General features: G+C 62.8%; 15 protein-coding genes and 1 pseudogene. All 16 read left to right on the forward strand.

All coding sequences use genetic code 11. The features are described 5' to 3' along the window. The first annotated feature begins 15 nt into the window (after positions 1-15). The 16 genes and pseudogenes from treZ (at position 16) to dapA (ending at position 17,902) form a co-directional block, all read left to right on the forward strand. Positions 16-1,761, forward strand: a complete 1,746-nt coding sequence (gene treZ, locus ACLBW8_RS06705) for a malto-oligosyltrehalose trehalohydrolase (RefSeq protein ID WP_447804972.1) — start codon at positions 16-18, stop codon at positions 1,759-1,761. Further along, positions 1,758-3,842 (forward strand): 4-alpha-glucanotransferase, encoded by a 2,085-nt coding sequence (gene malQ / locus ACLBW8_RS06710; RefSeq protein ID WP_259762434.1) that lies wholly within the window; start codon positions 1,758-1,760, stop codon positions 3,840-3,842. Before treZ ends, malQ begins: the two co-directional genes overlap by 4 nt. Further along, positions 3,839-6,607 carry a malto-oligosyltrehalose synthase gene (locus ACLBW8_RS06715; protein ID WP_447804973.1) on the forward strand — a complete coding sequence of 923 codons (2,769 nt, stop codon included), beginning with the start codon at positions 3,839-3,841 and terminating at the stop codon, positions 6,605-6,607. The genes malQ and ACLBW8_RS06715 overlap by 4 nt, the downstream gene beginning before the upstream one ends. Before the next feature lie 24 nt (positions 6,608-6,631). Further along, positions 6,632-6,901 (forward strand): DUF2934 domain-containing protein, encoded by a 270-nt coding sequence (locus tag ACLBW8_RS06720; protein WP_447804974.1) that lies wholly within the window; start codon positions 6,632-6,634, stop codon positions 6,899-6,901. A 131-nt stretch (positions 6,902-7,032) separates the two neighbouring features. Further along, positions 7,033-9,189 (forward strand): glycogen debranching protein GlgX, encoded by a 2,157-nt coding sequence (glgX, locus tag ACLBW8_RS06725; RefSeq protein ID WP_064452610.1) that lies wholly within the window; start codon positions 7,033-7,035, stop codon positions 9,187-9,189. Position 9,190: 1 nt separating this feature from the next. Beyond that, positions 9,191-10,189, forward strand: coding sequence for an acyl-CoA dehydrogenase family protein (locus ACLBW8_RS06730; protein WP_447804975.1), 999 nt, complete (start codon positions 9,191-9,193; stop codon positions 10,187-10,189). Then, positions 10,186-10,944, forward strand: a complete 759-nt coding sequence (locus ACLBW8_RS06735) for a PIG-L deacetylase family protein (protein WP_259762433.1) — start codon at positions 10,186-10,188, stop codon at positions 10,942-10,944. Before ACLBW8_RS06730 ends, ACLBW8_RS06735 begins: the two co-directional genes overlap by 4 nt. Then, a complete protein-coding gene (locus ACLBW8_RS06740) occupies positions 10,941-11,540 on the forward strand; it encodes an SAM-dependent methyltransferase (protein WP_447804976.1) in 600 nt (199 codons plus the stop codon). The genes ACLBW8_RS06735 and ACLBW8_RS06740 overlap by 4 nt, the downstream gene beginning before the upstream one ends. Then, the gene (locus ACLBW8_RS06745) at positions 11,537-12,196 is read left to right on the forward strand and encodes a glycosyltransferase (protein WP_064452614.1); all 660 of its coding nucleotides are present in this window, start codon (positions 11,537-11,539) and stop codon (positions 12,194-12,196) included. The genes ACLBW8_RS06740 and ACLBW8_RS06745 overlap by 4 nt, the downstream gene beginning before the upstream one ends. Positions 12,197-12,385: 189 nt before the next feature. Then, entirely contained in the window at positions 12,386-13,147 is a 762-nt protein-coding gene (locus ACLBW8_RS06750; RefSeq protein ID WP_447804977.1) for a PIG-L deacetylase family protein, read from the forward strand. A gap of 139 nt (positions 13,148-13,286) precedes the next feature. After that, on the forward strand, positions 13,287-14,306 hold the full coding sequence (locus ACLBW8_RS06755) for an alpha/beta fold hydrolase (protein ID WP_447804978.1): 1,020 nt from the start codon (positions 13,287-13,289) through the stop codon (positions 14,304-14,306). Positions 14,307-14,528: 222 nt separating this feature from the next. Further along, positions 14,529-15,149, forward strand: a complete 621-nt coding sequence (locus ACLBW8_RS06760; protein WP_447804979.1) for a LysE family translocator — start codon at positions 14,529-14,531, stop codon at positions 15,147-15,149. Between the two features lie 30 nt (positions 15,150-15,179). Next, positions 15,180-15,572, forward strand: a complete 393-nt coding sequence (locus tag ACLBW8_RS06765; RefSeq protein WP_064452618.1) for an ester cyclase — start codon at positions 15,180-15,182, stop codon at positions 15,570-15,572. 12 nt (positions 15,573-15,584) lie between these two features. Beyond that, a pseudogene (locus ACLBW8_RS06770) lies at positions 15,585-15,683 on the forward strand (VOC family protein); the annotation flags it as partial. A gap of 104 nt (positions 15,684-15,787) precedes the next feature. Further along, complete coding sequence (locus ACLBW8_RS06775; protein WP_447804980.1) at positions 15,788-16,765, forward strand: alpha/beta hydrolase; 978 nt, start codon at positions 15,788-15,790, stop codon at positions 16,763-16,765. Positions 16,766-17,050: 285 nt separating this feature from the next. After that, entirely contained in the window at positions 17,051-17,902 is an 852-nt protein-coding gene (dapA, locus tag ACLBW8_RS06780) for a 4-hydroxy-tetrahydrodipicolinate synthase (protein ID WP_447804981.1), read from the forward strand. Positions 17,903-17,989 lie beyond the last annotated feature (87 nt).

The following is a 17,989-nucleotide window of genomic DNA, read 5'->3' on the forward strand; positions in this document are numbered from 1 at the left end:
GGGAGGGCTTCATAGATGCCGTCACGGAATCTGGAAACCTGGCCCCACGGCGCAATCATGTTGGACGCGCAACACACGCGTTTTGCCTTGTGGGCGCCAGACGCGTTTTATGTCAGCGTTGAATTGGAAGACGGCAAGTCCATTGCCATGCTGCCCCAGGCCGATGGCAGGTTTGAGGTAGAGGTGAAGTGCCCGGCGGGCACTCACTACCGCTACAACATCGACGGCGAAACGGATGTTCCCGATCCGGCGTCCAGGGCTCAAGCTGCGGATGTGCATGGCTGGAGCGTCGTCGTCGATCCGCTCGCCTATCAATGGCGACACAGCAACTGGCAGGGCCGCCCCTGGCATGAGGCCGTGATTTACGAGCTGCATGTTGGCGTATTGGGGGGCTACGCTGCTGTTGAAAAGCAACTGCCGCGCCTCGCCGAACTAGGCGTTACCGCGATTGAACTGATGCCCTTGGCGCAATTTCCCGGCGAGCGCAATTGGGGCTACGACGGGGTTCTGCCCTACGCGCCCCAATCTTCCTATGGCTCCCCCGAACAGCTCAAGGCGCTGATCGACAGCGCACACGAGCATGGCCTGGCCGTGATCCTTGATGTGGTCTACAACCACTTCGGCCCCGATGGCAATTACCTGGGCCAATACGCCAAAGGCTTCTTCCAGGAAGAGGTGCACACGCCCTGGGGCGCAGGCATTGATTTCGATCGCCGTGAAGTCCGCGACTTCTTCCTCGATAACGCGTTGATGTGGCTGCTGGAGTACCGCTTCGATGGCCTGCGCCTGGATGCGGTACACGCCATCGACAACCCGGGGTTCCTCAAGCAATTGGCACATCGGGTTCGCCAGCAGGTGGACACCGGCCGTCATGTCTGGTTGGTATTGGAAAACGAACTCAACCAGGCCAGCCTGTTAAAGCACGATTTCGATGCGCAATGGAACGATGACTTCCATAACGTCCTGCATGTATTGCTGACCGGCGAAACCGACGCCTACTACAGCGACTTCGCAGAAAACCCTACCGACAAACTGGCGCGCTGCCTGGGCGAAGGTTTTATCTATCAAGGCCAGACCACACGCCATGGTCATGAGCGCGGCGAACCCAGTGGTGACTTGTCACCGAGCGCCTTCGTGGCGTTTTTGCAGAACCACGACCAGATCGGCAACCGCGCCTTGGGCGAACGCCTGCACCAGCTCTGCTCGCCCCAGGCACTTAAGGCGGCGACCACCTTGCTGCTCATGTCGCCGATGATCCCACTGATGTTCATGGGCGATGAGACCAACGCCAGCGAACCGTTTCTGTTTTTCACTGACCACCATGGCGAACTGGCGCAAGCGGTGCGCGAAGGTCGGCGCAACGAGTTTGCCGACTTCGCCGCCTTTGCTGACCCCGAACGACGCGAACGCATCCCCGACCCGAACGCCCTGCCGACGTTTCTGCAATCGGCGCCCAGCTTTGCCGAGAACGCGCACGCCCAGCTCTACCGCCAACTGCTGAGCCTGCGCCACCTGCATATCGTGCCGCATTTGCCGGGGAGCGTTCCCCTCGGCGCACAGGTGCTGGCTGAAGGCGCCGTGACTGCGCGTTGGCGCCTGGGTAACGGCAGCGTGTTGCAGATTGACTTGAACCTGAGTGCCACACCGCTGGATCACCCCGCGCCGCGCCACCTGTTATTCGAAACGCATGCCACTGATGAGGCGCATCTGCCGCCGTTCAGCGCACGCGTCGCCTTATCCCCTGTTGGAGAGCACCTTTGAGCGAAGCGAACCTGGAAATACTCGCCAGCCGCGCGGGCCTGGCCGTCGATTGGATCGACGCAAACGGCCGCCCGCAACATGTGAAACCCGCTGCCCTGCGTGCCGTTCTCAAAGGCCTGGGCCACCCGGCCGATACGGACGCCGAGATCGATGCCAGCCTGCTGGAACTGGAGCGGGTGCAACAAGACAAACACTTGCCGCCGCTGATGACCGTCGACACCGGCGATGGCCTGGACCTGGCGCGCTACTTCGCCCCGGACACGCCCTGCCGCGTCAGCCTGGAACAAGGCGAGACGCTGGAACTGCGCCTCGACAGCAACGCGGTGCTGCCGGGCGTCATCGCGCTCGGCTACCACCAGGTGCATATCGACGACCAGACTTTCACCCTGGCCGTGGCGCCCACCCATTGTTACAGCGTGGCGCAAGCGGTTGACAGCCAACCTGCCCGCGCCTGGGGGCTGAGTGCCCAGCTGTATTCGCTGCGCCGCCTGGGCGATGGTGGCTTCGGTGACACGCTGGCCCTGGAACACCTGGTGCGCTGCGCCGCCGAACGTGGCGCCGATGCCCTGGCAATCAGCCCGATGCACGCGATGTTCAGTGCCGATACGACGCGCTACAGCCCGTATTCACCCTCTAGCCGTTTGTTCCTTAACAGCCTGTATGCGTCACCCGGCTGCATTCTTGGCGAGCGCGAAGTGCGCAACGCCATAGAGGCCTGCGGTTTGGCCGATGAGTTGCACACACTCGAGCAACACACCCTGATCGACTGGCCCGCCGCCGCCAAGGCCAAGCAACAATTGTTGCGCGCCTTGTATGAAGACTTCCGTCACGGCGAGCATCCACAGCATGCCGACTTCCTGAGCTTTCGACAGGCGGGCGGCGAAGCCCTGGAAAACCACTGCCGCTTCGAGGCTGTGCAGGCCGTTCGCGCCGCCGCCGGGGAAGACCTCGACTGGCGGCACTGGCCCGAAGCATGGCGGACCCCGCAGAGCCCGGCACTGGCGCAGTTCGCCGAGGAGAACCGCGATGAAATCGGCTATTTCGCCTTCAGCCAATGGCTGATCGCCCGCTGCCTGGAGCGCGCCCAGCAAGCCGCCCGAGGCAGCGGCATGGGCGTCGGTTTGATCGCCGACCTGGCCGTTGGCGCGGACGGCGGCGGCAGCCAGGCCTGGAGCCGTCAGGATGAGCTGCTGGCCGGCCTGACTGTCGGCGCGCCACCAGACATCCTCAACCGTGCCGGTCAAGGTTGGGGCATCTCGGCGTTTTCCCCGGAAGGCCTCAAGCGCAACGGCTTTCGCGCCTTTATCGAAATGCTGCGGGCTAACTTCGCTCACGCCGGCGGCTTGCGTATCGACCATGTCATGGGCCTGAAACGCCTGTGGGTCATCCCGATGGATGCTTCGCCGCGTGAAGGTGCGTACCTGTATTACCCGGTCGACGACCTGTTGCGGCTGCTGGCATTGGAATCCCAGCGTCACAAGGCGATTGTGCTGGGTGAGGACCTGGGCACCGTACCCGATGGCCTGCGCGAAAAACTCATCGGCCGTTCGATTCTGGGCATGCGCGTGTTGCTCTTCGAACAAGGCCACGACGGCCAATTCAAGCCAATCCTCGACTGGCCGGACAACGCCCTGGCAACCACCAGCACCCACGATTTGCCGACCCTCAATGGCTGGTGGCACAGCCGTGATATCGAGTGGAACATCCAGTTGGGCCTGATCGATGCGCCGACTGTGGAGCAATGGAGCGAACACCGCCTGCGCGAACGGCAGGCACTGCGCCAGGCCTTGAGCCAGGACCCGCAGAACTTTGTCGATGAAATTCGCAATGACACGGACCACATGATTGACGCCAGTGTGCGTTACCTGGGCCACACCCGCGCGCCGCTGGTGCTGCTGCCGTTGGAGGACGCCCTGGGCGTTGAGGAACAAGCCAACCTGCCCGGCACGCTCGATACCCACCCCAATTGGCGCCGCCGCCTGGCGGGTGAAGCGGCAAGCCTGCTCGACAACGCTGGCGCCGCCCGCCGCCTCGAGCTGCTGGCCGTCGCTCGCAACCAAGCCCGTGAGCGTGACCGATGAAAGCCTTACCCCTGCGCGCCACCCAGCGCCTGCAATTTCATAAAGGTTTCACCCTGGATGATGCGGTGCCTTTGGTGCCCTACTTCGCCCAGTTGGGCATCAGCCATGTATATGCCTCCCCGCTGCTCGCTGCACGCGCCGGTTCCATGCACGGTTACGACGTGGTCGACCCGACCACCGTCAACCCCGAGCTGGGCGGCGAACCGGCCTTGCGCCGTCTGATCGCCGCGCTGCGTGAGCACGACATGGGGCTGATCCTCGATATCGTCTCCAACCATATGGCCGTGGGCGGCGCCGATAACCCGTGGTGGCTGGACCTGCTGGAATGGGGCCGGTTAAGCCCCTACAGCGAATTCTTCGATATCCAGTGGCACTCGCCCGACCCGCTGCTCAAGGGCCAACTGCTGATGCCATTTCTTGGCAGCGACTACGGCGAAGCGTTGCAAACCGGCACCCTGGCCCTGCATTTCGACGCCGCGCACGGTGCGTTCTACGTTGAGCATTACGAACACCGGTTCCCCATCTGCCCTCGCGATTACGCGGTGATTCTGGGCACCGATGCGTTGCTCAAGCCACTGTCCGACCGCTTCAGTGCCCTTGCCTATCAAGACGACGCCTATGCCGAAGCGGCGTGGCTCAAACAGGCGCTGGCCGAACGGGCCTCCGAGGGCGACGTGCTGCATGCCATCGAGCACAGGCTCAGCGAATTCGACGGGCGCCAGCCTGAAGGCTTTGACCGTCTGCACTCGCTGCTCGAGCAACAGGCCTACCGCCTGGCCAGTTGGCGCACGGCGGCAGACGACATCAACTGGCGGCGCTTCTTCGATGTCAACGAGCTGGGCGGGCTGCGGGTAGAACGCAGCGCCGTGTTCGAGGCCACCCACGGCAAGATTTTCCAGCTGATCAGCGAGGGCCTGGTGGATGGCCTGCGCATCGACCATATCGACGGGCTGGCCGACCCACGCGGTTATTGCCGCAAGCTGCGCCGTCGAGTGGATTCGCTGTCACCCAAGCGGCACTTGCCGATCTTCGTCGAAAAAATCCTCGGCGAAGGCGAGACGCTGCGCGAAGACTGGCAAGTGGACGGCACCACCGGCTACGAATTCATGAACCAACTGTCGCTGCTGCAACATGACCCTGAGGGCTTCGGCCCCCTCGCCGACTTGTGGACGCGTCACAGCGAGCGGCCCGCGGCCTTTATCGAAGAGGCTTGGCTGGCGCGCCGGCAAATCCTCAACGGTTCGCTGGCCGGTGACTTTGAAAGCGTGGCCCAGGCCCTGCTGCAAGTGGCTCGCGATGACGTGATGACCCGCGACCTGACCTTGGGCGCCATCCGCCGCGCCTTGCAGGAGCTGATTGTGCACTTCCCGGTGTACCGCACCTACATCAGTGCCCGGGGCCGCAGCGAACGTGACGATGTGTTTTTCCTGCAAGCCCTGGCCGGTGCCCGAAGCACCTTGAGCGAAGGTGACTGGCCGGTGCTCGATCACCTGGAAAAATGGCTCGGCGGCCAGCCATGGCGCAATCGCCCGGTGGGCCGTGAGCGCAAGATACTCAAGCATGCCTGCGTGCGTTTCCAGCAACTGACCTCACCGGCCGCCGCCAAGGCCGTGGAAGACACCGCGTTCTATCGCTCGGCGGTGCTGCTGTCGCGCAACGACGTGGGCTTCAGCACCGAACAGTTCAGCGCGCCGGTGGACGCGTTCCACGCCGTCAACCAGCAACGTTTGCAGACGTTCCCGGACAACTTGCTGGCCACCGCCACCCACGACCACAAGCGCGGCGAAGACACCCGCGCGCGTCTGGCAGTGCTCAGCGAATGTGCACCGTGGTATGCCGAACAGGTCGAGCACTGGCGTACCCTCGCCGCCAAATTGCGCGACGATGCCCAAAGCCCATCGGCAGGCGATGAACTCATCCTTTATCAAGTGCTGCTGGGCAGTTGGCCGCTGGACCTGGAGCTTGACGTTGAGGACTACCAGCAACGCCTCTGGCAATGGCAGCAAAAAGCCTTGCGCGAAGCCAAGTTGCAGAGCAGCTGGAGTGCGCCCAACGAGGCCTATGAACAGGCCGTCGAAGCGTTCCTGTCACGCCTGTTGCTCAGCGAGGAAGGCCACACGCTGCGGACCGCCCTCGCCGCCGCCGCCCACGCCATCGCCCCGGCCGGTGCCGTGAACAGTCTGGCGCAGTCCTTGCTTCGCCTCACCGTGCCGGGTGTGCCGGACCTGTACCAGGGCGATGAGTTCTGGGACTTCAGCCTCGTGGACCCGGACAACCGGCGCCCGGTGGACTTCAACGCGCGGCAACACGCGCTGAACACACCACCGGATACCGGCGAGCTGTTGTTCAACTGGCGTGACGGGCGTATCAAACAAGCGCTGATTGCCCAGGTATTGGCCCTGCGCAAGGCTGATCCCGAGATCTTTCAGTACGGCAGTTACACGCCACTGGAGGTCACCGGCAAACACGCGGACCACGTCGTCGCGTTCGCTCGTGAACATCAAGGCAAACGCCTGCTGGTGGTGGTGCCACGTTGGCCCCATCGCCTGCTGGAAAATGCGCCTGAAAAGCCTGTGCAGCCCCACTTCAATGCGCAGGTTTGGGGCGATACGCGGGTGAAATTACCATTTGCCGCCACAACACAAAACTGGAAGGGACTTTTTCATACAGACGCAGTCACACCAGACAAGGAGCTGTTGATCAGCGCTGCCCTGGGGGATATCCCGGTCAATGTCTTTATCAATCCTGATGGTCGAGAAAGCTGAAAATTTTCTGTGAGGAGCATTTCGATGAGTACTGAAGACAAACGCATTCGCGAGTTAGCGCATCAGATCTGGGAGTCCGAAGGCAAACCCCATGGGGAGGACACGCGCCACTGGGAAATGGCGCGCAAGCTGGCCGAAGCCGAAGCGCTGACGCCGAGCAAGCCCAAGACCGCCGCCAAGCCCAAAACCGCACCCAAGCCTGCGGCAAAAGCCAAGCCTGCGGCCCCGGCTGCCGGCAAACCGGCGCCCCCGGCGGCTAAAAAGCCGGCAGCACCGAAAAAGCCCAAACCTTAAGCCACTTTGTCTAATGAGCCTCCTGGCGCGTTGTCGGCGGGAGGCCATTTTCACTTTTTACTGCGTCAGCTGAACGATCGTCGGCATGACCGCGTTCGGCCCGAAAAAAGACCCTTTGCAGGAGCAACTCGATGAGCAAACCCGATAAAACCCAACCGACGCCGGAAAACGAGCCGTCGCGGATTCGTGAAGGTTTGCCCTTCCCTCTCGGCGCCACTTGGGACGGCTTGGGCGTTAACTTCGCGTTGTTCTCGGCCCACGCCACAAAAGTCGAGCTGTGCCTGTTCGACGATACCGGCGAGGTGGAACTGGAACGCATAGAACTGCCCGAATACACCGACGAGACCTTCCATGGTTACTTGCCCGACGCCCACCCCGGGCTGATTTACGGCTACCGCGTGTACGGTGCGTACGACCCGGCCAATGGCCACCGCTTCAACCACAACAAATTGCTGATCGACCCCTATGCCAAACAGCTGGTGGGCGAACTCAAATGGTCCGAGGCCCTGTTCGGCTACACCATCGGCCACCCGGATGACGACCTCAGTTTCGACGAACGCGACAGCGCGCCCTTCGTGCCCAAGTGCAAGGTGATCGACCCGGCGCACACCTGGGGCAACGACCAGCCGGTGCGCGTGCCGTGGGACCGCACGATCATCTATGAAACCCACTTGCGCGGCATCAGCATGCGCCACCCTTCGGTAGGCGAGGCAGTGCGTGGCACGTGTGCCGGGCTGATGGAAGAGGACGTGCTCAAGCATATCCGCCAGCTGGGCGTGTCGTCGGTGGAGCTGCTGCCGGTGCATGCGTTCGTCAACGACCAGCACCTGCTGCAAAAAGGCATGACCAACTATTGGGGCTACAACAGCATCGCCTTCTTCGCACCGGACCCGCGCTACCTGGCCAGCGGCAAAATCGCCGAGTTCAAGGAAATGGTCGCGCACCTGCACGAAGCCAAGCTGGAAGTGATCCTCGACGTGGTCTACAACCACACCGCCGAGGGCAACGAACGTGGTCCAACCCTGTCGATGCGCGGCATCGACAACGCTTCGTACTACCGGCTGATGCCTGAAGACAAGCGCTTCTACATCAACGACTCCGGCACCGGCAACACCCTGGACTTAAGCCACCCGTGCGTATTGCAGATGGTCACCGACTCCCTGCGTTACTGGGCCACCGAGATGCACGTCGACGGCTTCCGCTTTGACCTGGCGACGATTCTCGGCCGCTATCGCGATGGCTTCGACGAGCGCCACAGCTTCCTCGTGGCCTGCCGCCAGGACCCGGTGCTGCGCCAGCTGAAAATGATCGCCGAGCCATGGGACTGCGGCCCCGGTGGCTATCAAGTGGGTAACTTCCCGCCGGGCTGGGTGGAATGGAACGACCGCTTCCGCGACACCGTGCGCGCCTTCTGGAAAGGCGATGACGGCCAGTTGGCGGACTTCGCCGGGCGCATGACCGCCTCCGGGGAAATGTTCAACCATCGCGGGCGCCGGCCTTACAGCTCGGTGAACTTCATCACCGCCCACGACGGTTTCACCCTGCACGACCTGGTGTCGTACAACGACAAACACAACGAAGCCAACGACGAGGACAACCAGGACGGCAGCAACAACAACCTGTCCTGGAACCATGGCGTCGAAGGCCCCACCGACGACCCGGAGATCAACGCACTGCGCCTGCGCCAGATGCGTAACTTCTTCGCCACCCTGCTGTTGGCCCAAGGCACGCCGATGCTGGTGGCCGGGGACGAATTCGCACGCACCCAGCACGGCAACAACAATGCCTATTGCCAGGACAGCGAGATCGGTTGGGTCAACTGGGACCTGGACGACGACGGCAAGGCGCTGCTCAAGTTCGTAAAACGCCTGATCAAACTGCGCATGGCCTACCCGATCCTGCGTCGCGGCCGGTTCCTCGTGGGTGATTACAACGAAGATATCGGCGTGAAGGATGTCACCTGGCTGGCGCCGGACGGCAACGAGATGAGCACCGAACAATGGCAGGACAGCCATGGCCGTTGCCTGGGCATGCTGATGGATGGCCGCGCGCAGGAGACCGGGATTCGTCGCCCGGGTGGCGATGCCACCCTGCTGCTGGTGGTCAACGCCCACCACGACATGGTGAATTTCCGCCTGCCCCCGGTGCCTGAGGGCGAGTTCTGGACCTGCATGCTCGATACCAACGACACCGCGGTGCGTGCCCAGGAACGCTTTGATTTCGAGCATGAGTACGCCGTCACCGGCCGCTCACTGTTGCTGTTCGAACTGCAGCACGACGAGGTGTGAAATGGCCCTGCATGGATTCCTTCAAGGCAACCGCAGCTATGCGAATACGCAGGCGCTGGGGGATGCCCTGAGGGCGCTTCAGGAGGAAGGCCTGGACCAGCTGCCGTTGCCCGGCAGCGGTCAGACATTGGAGCGCTTCAGCCAACTGGCACAGGTGGCAGGGCATGATCTGCGCCTGTGCAAGCTGTTCGAAGGCCACACCGATGCCTTGGCGATCATCGCCGAACTCGACAGCCCCTTGCCGCCGTTGGGCAGCCTCTGGGGCATGTGGGCCGCCGAGCCGCCCACCGCCAAGGTTCGGGTGCGGCGTGACGGCCATCGGTTAATTGTCGACGGGCGTAAAGCCTGGTGTTCCGGCGCGGCCGTGGTCAGCCATGGCCTATTGACGGCCTGGGACGAAGACGACCATCAGCAGTTGGTCGCGGTAGAGATGGACCAGCCTGGCGTGACGGTGACGGACGAAGGTTGGAGCGCCGTCGGCATGGCGGCTACGGCCAGTGTCGAGATTGTCTTCAACTCCGCCCGGGGCATCGCGGTCGGCGGCCCGGGCGATTACTTGTCGCGCCCGGGCTTCTGGCAGGGCGGCGTCGGCATCGCGGCATGCTGGTATGGCGGCGCCCAACGTTTGGCCGAAGTGTTGCGCGCGCAATGCAGCAAACGGCCCGAACCCCATGCCCTCGCCCATCTGGGTGCGGTCGACAGCCTGCTCAACAGTGCTGCCTGTGTGCTGCGTGATGCGGCTGAACAGATCGACCGTGAACCCCGGGCGGATGCTCGACAGTTGGCCCAACAGGCACGGGCATGCATTGAAGACACCGTCGAACAGGTGATCCGTCATGTCGGTCGCGCGGTCGGTGCGGGGCCTTATTGCAAAGACGCGCACTTCGCCCAGTTGATGGCGGACTTGCCGGTGTATGTGCGCCAGAGTCACGCCGAACGTGACTTGGCAGCCTTGGGCGAGCTGGTGCTCGAGCAACCTGCAGGGAGGTGGCTGTTGTGAAACCCAACCCGATCGTAGGCCAGGGTACGCCGCTGCATCAGTGGCAAGCCTCGTCTCACATGGCCGAGCTGCCCCATATCAGCATTGAAGAGTTGGTGCCTGCTGGCCATCGCGCCGTGATCATCGCCCCACACCCGGACGACGAAGTGCTCGGTTGCGGGGGACTGCTGCAGGGCTTGGCGGCGCTGGGCCGGCCGCTGCAGTTGATTTCCGTGACCGACGGCAGCGCCAGCCATCCCGGCTCCACCCGTTGGCCGGTGGCGCGTTTGGGCGTAATACGCCCGCAGGAATCGGCGCAGGCCCTGCACCGCCTGGGCGTGCCGCTGCACAGTTTAATCTGGCTGCGCGCGGGGTTCACCGACAGCAAGGTGGCGGAACGGGAAGAGGAACTGAGCGCGTTTATCCAACGCTACCTCAAGCCCACCGACGTGGTGTTCACCACCTGGCGCGAAGACGGTCACTGCGACCATGAGGCCGTCGGCCGGGCCAGTGCGAAGGCCGCCCTCGCAGTGGGCGCGACCCTCTACGAGTTGCCGGTCTGGACCTGGCACTGGGCAACCCCCGAGGACAGCCAGGTGCCATGGCACCGGGCACGTAAAATCCTGCTGACACCCCAAGCGGTGGCGCGCAAACGGCACGCCATTCACGCCTTCGCCAGCCAGTTGGAGGGCGACCCGCAGATCGGTCTTGCGCCGGTGCTGGCGCCCTTTGTGGTGGAGCGCTTGTTGCAACCTTTTGAAGTGGTGTTCATATGAGTGTGGCCACGCCTTATTTTGATCAACTGTTCGCCGGCAATGACGACCCCTGGGCGTTTCGCCAACGCTGGTACGAGCAACGCAAACGCGCGCTGACCGGGGCGGTGCTGACACGACCGCGCTATGCGTCGATTTTTGAACCCGGTTGCGCCAATGGCGAGCTGAGTGCCGAGTTGGCGCTGCGCTGCGACCGCCTGGTGTGCTGCGACACCGCCGCTGCCGCCGTCGCGCTGGCGAAAACCCGGTTGCTGGAGTTCCCCCACGCCCAGGTCTACCAGGGCCGCCTGCCCGAACAATGGCCGACAGGCCGGTTCGAACTGATCGTGTTGAGCGAGCTGTGCTACTACCTCGACGCCGATGACTTGCACCGCCTGATTGACTGCGTCCTCGGTTCACTGACGGACGACGGGCAGTTGCTCGCCTGTCACTGGCGCCCAACGATCGAAGGCTGCCCGCACACCGCCGAACACGTACATGCCGTACTGCAACAGCGACTGGACATGCCCCACGTCGTGCAACATCACGAAAGTGATTTCCTACTCGACATGTGGAGCCGCGACGGCACCTCGGTCGCCACCCATGAGGGCTTGCGATGATCGGCATTCTGATCCCGGTGCATAACGAAGAAACGCTGCTGGCCGAGTGCCTCGAAGCCGCAATGATTGCTGCAAGCCACCCTGGATTGCTCGGTGAGGCCGTGCAGATCCTCGCGGTGCTCGACAGCTGCAGCGATGGCAGTGCGGCGATTGCCCAAGCGTATCCGGTGCAGTGCCTGCAGGTACAAGCGCGCAATGTCGGCCACGCGCGCGGGGTGGGTGCGCGGCATTTGTTGAATCAAGGTGCGCGCTGGATTTCGTGTACGGACGCCGATAGCCGTGTCGCCCCCGACTGGTTGGTGGCGCAATTGGCGCTGGGCGCCGACGCGGTATGCGGCACAGTGACCGTAGACGCCTGGAGCCAGGGCTTCGGCCCCGCCGCCCAAATTCGCTACCACCAGGCCTATGAAGCTCGCGACGGCCATCGCCATATTCACGGCGCCAACTTGGGTGTGAGTGCAAGCGCCTATGTGCAGTCCGGTGGCTTCGAGCCGCTGGCCTGCCACGAAGATGTGCAACTGGTGCGCAACCTGGAGCGGTGCGGCGCATCAATCGCCTGGAGCCACACCCCGCAGGTGACGACCAGCGCGCGCCTGGACTGCCGTGCACAAGGCGGGTTTGGCGATTACTTGAAAAGTCTGATGCAGGCCACCTGAAAAAAATCGACATTACACGATGTAAAAGCGACGAATCCTTGTCTATGCTGAAAACGCCTTGCTGGCCATCCAGGGTTGGATGGCCGCATTTCACCGCAGCGGAGCCTGCTGTGAAAAAACACAGCTGAATATAAGAAGTCGTCCCCGCGGGGGCACGACCCAGCATCAATCGACAAGGACGTACTATTCATGAAGCCTGCCTGCTTAAGCGAGGGCCGCCGCGGCCCTGCGCAAATCTGGAACAGTGCGCCCCAGCTGGCGCAAACCCCCGCCATCAATCCCTCTTCACTGGTGCCCCGAGGGGCGCGAGTGGTGGTCATCGCCCCCCATCCGGGTGACGAGGTATTGGCCTGTGGGGGCTTGCTGCAACTGCTCAGCACCCTTGAACACCCACTGCTGCTGATCTCGATAACCGACGGCAGCGCCAGCCATCCAGGCTCAAACCTATGGCCGGCGAGCCGCCTGAGTGTGATTCGGCCCCAGGAAAGCGCCGAGGCATTGCGCCGCCTGGGGATGCCATTACACAGCCTGAAGTGGATTCGTGGCGGCTTTAGTGACAACGCCCTCGCCGCCCGCGAGCAGCCATTGAGCCAATTTATCGCGCGCTACCTGCAACCCAGTGATGTGGTCTTCACCACCTGGCGCCACGACGGCAACGACGACCATGACGCCGTCGGCCGCGCCAGTGCCAAAGCCTGCACACTGACGGGCGCGCGCCTGTACGAGTTGCCGGTCTGGGCGTGGCACTGGCCTGCTCGCGAAGGCTCGGTGATCCCTTGGCAACGCGCGCGTAAAGTGCGCCTGGACACCTGGAGCGTCGCCCGCAAACTTCACGCCGCCCATGCGTATGCCAGCCAATTGGTCGGCGACCCGGAAATCGGGCTGGCGCCGATACTCGCCCAGGATTTGCTGGAGCGCATGCGCGAGCCTTACGAAATCGTGTTCACCTAAGTGAGGCGTATGTATCGCACTGTGTACGACACCGCCTGCGATACATGGCGTTTAACCCGAGACAGTTTCTGAAACACCGCCGATACAACGCAGCGTTCAACTGTGAGCCAGGCACACATCCCGCCGTAGGAGGCTCGCCATGCATACGCCGTTGAAACGTCACCCACTGTTTCTGACCTTTGCCCTGTTGCCGTTCGCTGCCATGGGCATGGCCCACGCCGACATGCCCCAGGCGCAAGCCCCGGTATCGCACACCCAATCGGCTGTCGGCGCCCTCAAGCACATCAAGGCCGGCCTGCTCGATGTGGCCTACGCAGAAGCCGGTCCGGCCAACGGCCAGGTGGTCATCCTGCTACACGGCTGGCCGTACGATATCGACAGCTACGCCGACGTCGCGCCCTTGCTCGCCGCCAAGGGCTATCGCGTGTTGATCCCGTACGCCCGTGGCTATGGCGACACCCGCTTCCTGTCGGATAACACCCTGCGCAACGCTGAGCCTGCGGCGCTGGCCCAGGACGTGATCGACTTCATGGACGCGCTGAACATCAAACAGGCAGTGCTCGGCGGCTACGACTGGGGCGCACGCACGGCGGATATTGTCTCGGCGCTCTGGCCGCAACGCGTCAAGGCGCTGGTGTCAGTGAGCGGCTACCTGATCGGCAACCAGGCTGCCGGCAAGAACCCGTTGCCGCCCAAAGCCGAATTGCAGTGGTGGTACCAGTTCTATTTCGCCACCGAGCGCGGCGCCGCCGGCTACCAGAAAAACACCCATGATTTCGCCAAGCTGATCTGGCAGACCGCTTCGCCGAAATGGGCGTTTGACGACGCCACCTTCGAGCGCAGCGCCAAAGGCCTGGACAACCCCGACCACGTCGCTATCACGGTCTTCAATTACCGCTGGCGCCTGGGCCTGGTGCAAGGCGAGGCCCGCTACGACGCACTGGAACAGAAACTCGCCCAGTCACCGTCCATTGGCGTACCGACCATCACCCTTGAAGGCGACGCCAACGGCGCACCGCACCCTCTGCCGGAAGACTATGCGAAGCGCTTCACCGGCAACTACCAATTCCGCCTGATCAGTGGCGGCATCGGTCACAACTTGCCACAGGAAGCGCCTGCGGCGTTCGCCAAGGCGGTGATGGACGCGGATCATCTGTGAAGGGGAAATGCCAGCGGCGACGGCCAAAACGGCGGTAACCGTCGAGACAGCAACTTGAGCACCGCACGCGATACCATGAAGCAGTAATCCACGAATCACGCGGGGCCAGCAGCTCGTCATCATCGACGCGGGCCCCGCGACACTGAATGCCTCGATTGTCATCACGCCTGCCCATCTCTTACTCTTGTGAGCACCTCAACCCGAGTCGCTATCGGAGTTCACATGGATTTTGCCACCCTCAGCCTCTTCCTCCCGGCTTGCTTTGCCCTGAACATGGCACCCGGGCCGAACAACTTGCTGTCCGTCAGCAACGCCACGCGCTATGGCTATCGCACCTCTTGCCTCGCCGGTATTGGCCGCTTGCTGGCCTTCGCGGGCATGATCGCCCTCGCCTCAGCCGGCCTGGCGGTGGTGCTGCAAAGCTCGGAGCTGTTGTTTTACGCGATCAAGATCCTGGGGGCGGCGTACCTGTTTTATCTGGCGTTTCAGTTGTGGCGGGCTAATCCGGCGGCGCAGACTGAAGCGGCTACGGCCAAGGTGGGATTGTGGGCATTGGCGCGTCAGGAGTTTCTGGTGGCGGCAGGCAACCCAAAAGCCATTTTGATCTTCACCGCCTTCCTCCCGCAGTTCGTAGTACCCGGCCAACCGATTACGCCGCAATTCGCACTGCTGGGCGCGATGTTCCTGATGCTGGAATGGATCGCCATCAGCGCCTACGCCTATATGGGCCTGCACATGCGCCGTTGGTTTGCCGAGCCACGTGGGCAGCGGATGTTCAATCGATGCTGTGCGGGGCTGTTGTCGGCAGCAGCAACGGTGTTGTTGATGGCGCGCAGGGCCTGAGCCATATCGCTTCCAACGGAGTGCCCATTTATGACCAAAACCGAACTCGCCGACTTCTACCAGGGCTACATCGATTGCCTGAACCGTGAGGACTGGGACCAGTTGGGCCACTTCGTCCACCCGGACGTCACCTACAACACCGCCCCAATCGGCCTCGCCGGCTACCGCGCCATGCTCGAACGGGACTTCCGTGAAATCCCCGACCTGGTGTTTCGCATCCAACTGTTGGTAGCCGACCCGCCCACCCTCGCCAGCCGGTTGAATTTCAACGTCAGCCCCAAAGGTGAGTTCTTCGGGCTGCCAATCAATGGCAAGACGGTGACCTTCGATGAGAACGTATTCTATGAATGCGTCGACGGGAAAATCGCGCACGTCTGGTCAGTGATCGATAAAGCGGCGATTCAGCAACAGCTTGATGGATGAGGCGATGGACCCCATCCCGCCCCGGCGACGGCCAAGCGCGCGTTTGACGCGATGATGACCATGACCAAAATCGAGAGTGGCGCCATTGAGGCCGCCGTGGCCGGGCGCTGAAAGCCTCCAAAGATCGCGGCTGGGGGCGGGTTTGAGCGCTCCCACATACGTCAGCGTTCTGGCATCCTTACCGCCCCAAGTCGTCAAACGCGAGCGGTAGGCCCATGAACCACGGCGTCAAACTCGAAGCACGCACAATCCCGGTCCCGCCGTCGATCAGCCCTGAAGCCCAAGCGACGCTGCAACGCCTGGTCGGCGCGGACGGCGTGCCGCTCAACGCGCTGCACGCCATGCCCGCGCCCGACGACCACGACGGCTGGCGCCTTCTGCAAGCCGCCGTTGCCGAGCGTTACGCCACGGCCAACGCCGGGCAAGCGGCCACCCTGCGCGCCAGCCTGCACACCATCACCGTGGAAAATGCCACCGTGCACGTGGCCACTCCGGCTGCTGCAACTGACTTTGCCTATATCGACCTGCACGGCGGCGCGCTGGTATTCGGTGGCGGGGAAAACTGCCGCATCGCAGCAGGCAAGCAGGCCGATTTGCACAACGTGATCTGCTATGGCATTGATTACCGCATGCCACCCGAGCACCCTTACCCCGCGGCGCTGGATGACTGCATGGCCACCTATCGCCATGTGCTCCAGCACCACGCTGCGGAACACATCGTGATTGGCGGCCGTTCGGCCGGCGGCAACCTTGCGGCGGCCATGGTATTGCGCGCCCGCGATGAAGGTTTGCCTCTACCGGCGGCGCTGGTGCTGCTGTCGCCGGAGGTGGACCTTACCGAGTCCGGTGACAGTTTCCAGGTCAACCGAACCGTCGACGTGATAATGCCCAACCCGTTGATGAGCGCCAACCTGCTGTACGCCAACGGCGCCGACCTGTCGCACCCGTACCTGTCGCCATTGTTTGGCGATTTTGCACCCGGCTTCCCGCCGACCTTCCTGCAAAGCGGCACGCGGGACCTGTTCCTGTCCAACACCGTGCGCCTGCACCGCGCCTTGCGCCAGGCGCGGGTGCCTGCGCTGCTGCATGTGTTCGAGGCGATGCCCCATGGCGGTTTCATGGGCGCACCGGAAGATGCAGAGTTGGCCGCCGAGGTTGCAGAATTTGTGCGGACGCAGCTGCAGCGGGGTTGACACATTCAGTCACACACCCTGAAGATAGAGGTCTTATCCAGGGTGTGTCAGCTCATGTCCGCAACGTCTTTCGCTAACGCTTTCGTCATTGGCCTGATTGCCAAGGCGCAAGCTTGCGTTGCGCGCACCCTCAAATCGAAGAAACAGTCGCTCATGTGACCGGGGCGCGCTGTCCCGTCAGATGAGCTGACAGGACATTGAGCGCGACGGACCTCCCTCCTCTTTGCACAATTCCCTCTGCCCTTCTGACGGTGACTTCAGCGGTCAACTATCAGGAGAAAGTGCATGTCATCGTTTCAAGGTATCTGGGTTCCCGTGGTCACGCCGTTTCATGACGGCGCCATCGACTTTATCGGCCTGCACCGGCTGGTCAGCCATTTGCTGGAAAAGCACGTGGCCGGGATCATGGTGTGCACCACCACCGGGGAAGCCGCCTCGTTGAGTCGTCCCGAACAGCTGGCGGTGCTGGATGCAGTGTTGCAACAGGTGCCGGCACACCGTGTGGTGATGGGCCTGTCGGGCAACAACCAAATTGAACTGCTGCAGTTTCAGAGCGAGATCCTCGAGCGCCCGGTGGCCGGCCTGCTGGTGCCGGCGCCGAGCTATATCCGCCCTTCTCAGGCGGGCCTTGAAGCGTTTTTCCACACCGTGGCCGATGCGTCCGGCGTGCCGATCATTCTCTACGACATTCCCTACCGCACGGGCGTGACCTTCGAACAGGCCACGTTGCTGAACATCATCAAGCATCCGCGAATCGTCGCCATCAAGGATTGTGGCGGTAACCTGGCGAATACCCTGGCGCTGATCGCCAGCGGCGAGGTGGCTGTGTTGTGTGGCGAAGACATGCAGATTTTCAACGCGCTGTGCCTGGGCGCCAGTGGCGCGATTGCGGCCTCGGCGCATGTGCAGACCGAAGACTTTGTGGCGCTGTGCCAGCAAGTGCGGGATAACCAGCTCGTCGAGGCCCGGGCGACTTTTTTCAAGTTACTGCCACTGATCAACACCCTGTTTATGGAGCCTAACGCGGCGCCGGTAAAGGCTGCGCTGGCCCTGAAGGGGTTGATCGGCAGTGAGTTGCGGGCGCCGATGCAAGCCGCCAGTGCGCGGGTGCAGCAAGCATTAAGCCTGATGGTGTAATGCACCGACCCGGCTCATGCGCCAAAAAAAGACATCCAGCGGACCGCCCGGTTGCGACCGGCGCGATCCCGGCCTATGTTCCAAGCC

This window comes from Pseudomonas sp. M5A4_2d, assembly GCF_053345295.1.

What these genes read in the sequence shown, in the direction of transcription:
- ACLBW8_RS06760 (WP_447804979.1), top strand. Translation starts at nt 14,529, where the DNA reads ATGGATTTTGCCACCCTCAGCCTCTTCCTCCCGGCTTGCTTTGCCCTG.
- ACLBW8_RS06720 (WP_447804974.1), top strand. Translation starts at nt 6,632, where the DNA reads ATGAGTACTGAAGACAAACGCATTCGCGAGTTAGCGCATCAGATCTGG.
- dapA (WP_447804981.1), top strand. Translation starts at nt 17,051, where the DNA reads ATGTCATCGTTTCAAGGTATCTGGGTTCCCGTGGTCACGCCGTTTCAT.
- ACLBW8_RS06715 (WP_447804973.1), top strand. Translation starts at nt 3,839, where the DNA reads ATGAAAGCCTTACCCCTGCGCGCCACCCAGCGCCTGCAATTTCATAAA.
- ACLBW8_RS06755 (WP_447804978.1), top strand. Translation starts at nt 13,287, where the DNA reads ATGCATACGCCGTTGAAACGTCACCCACTGTTTCTGACCTTTGCCCTG.
- ACLBW8_RS06745 (WP_064452614.1), top strand. Translation starts at nt 11,537, where the DNA reads ATGATCGGCATTCTGATCCCGGTGCATAACGAAGAAACGCTGCTGGCC.
- glgX (WP_064452610.1), top strand. Translation starts at nt 7,033, where the DNA reads ATGAGCAAACCCGATAAAACCCAACCGACGCCGGAAAACGAGCCGTCG.
- treZ (WP_447804972.1), top strand. Translation starts at nt 16, where the DNA reads ATGCCGTCACGGAATCTGGAAACCTGGCCCCACGGCGCAATCATGTTG.
- ACLBW8_RS06750 (WP_447804977.1), top strand. Translation starts at nt 12,386, where the DNA reads ATGAAGCCTGCCTGCTTAAGCGAGGGCCGCCGCGGCCCTGCGCAAATC.
- ACLBW8_RS06775 (WP_447804980.1), top strand. Translation starts at nt 15,788, where the DNA reads ATGAACCACGGCGTCAAACTCGAAGCACGCACAATCCCGGTCCCGCCG.
- ACLBW8_RS06730 (WP_447804975.1), top strand. Translation starts at nt 9,191, where the DNA reads ATGGCCCTGCATGGATTCCTTCAAGGCAACCGCAGCTATGCGAATACG.
- ACLBW8_RS06740 (WP_447804976.1), top strand. Translation starts at nt 10,941, where the DNA reads ATGAGTGTGGCCACGCCTTATTTTGATCAACTGTTCGCCGGCAATGAC.
- ACLBW8_RS06765 (WP_064452618.1), top strand. Translation starts at nt 15,180, where the DNA reads ATGACCAAAACCGAACTCGCCGACTTCTACCAGGGCTACATCGATTGC.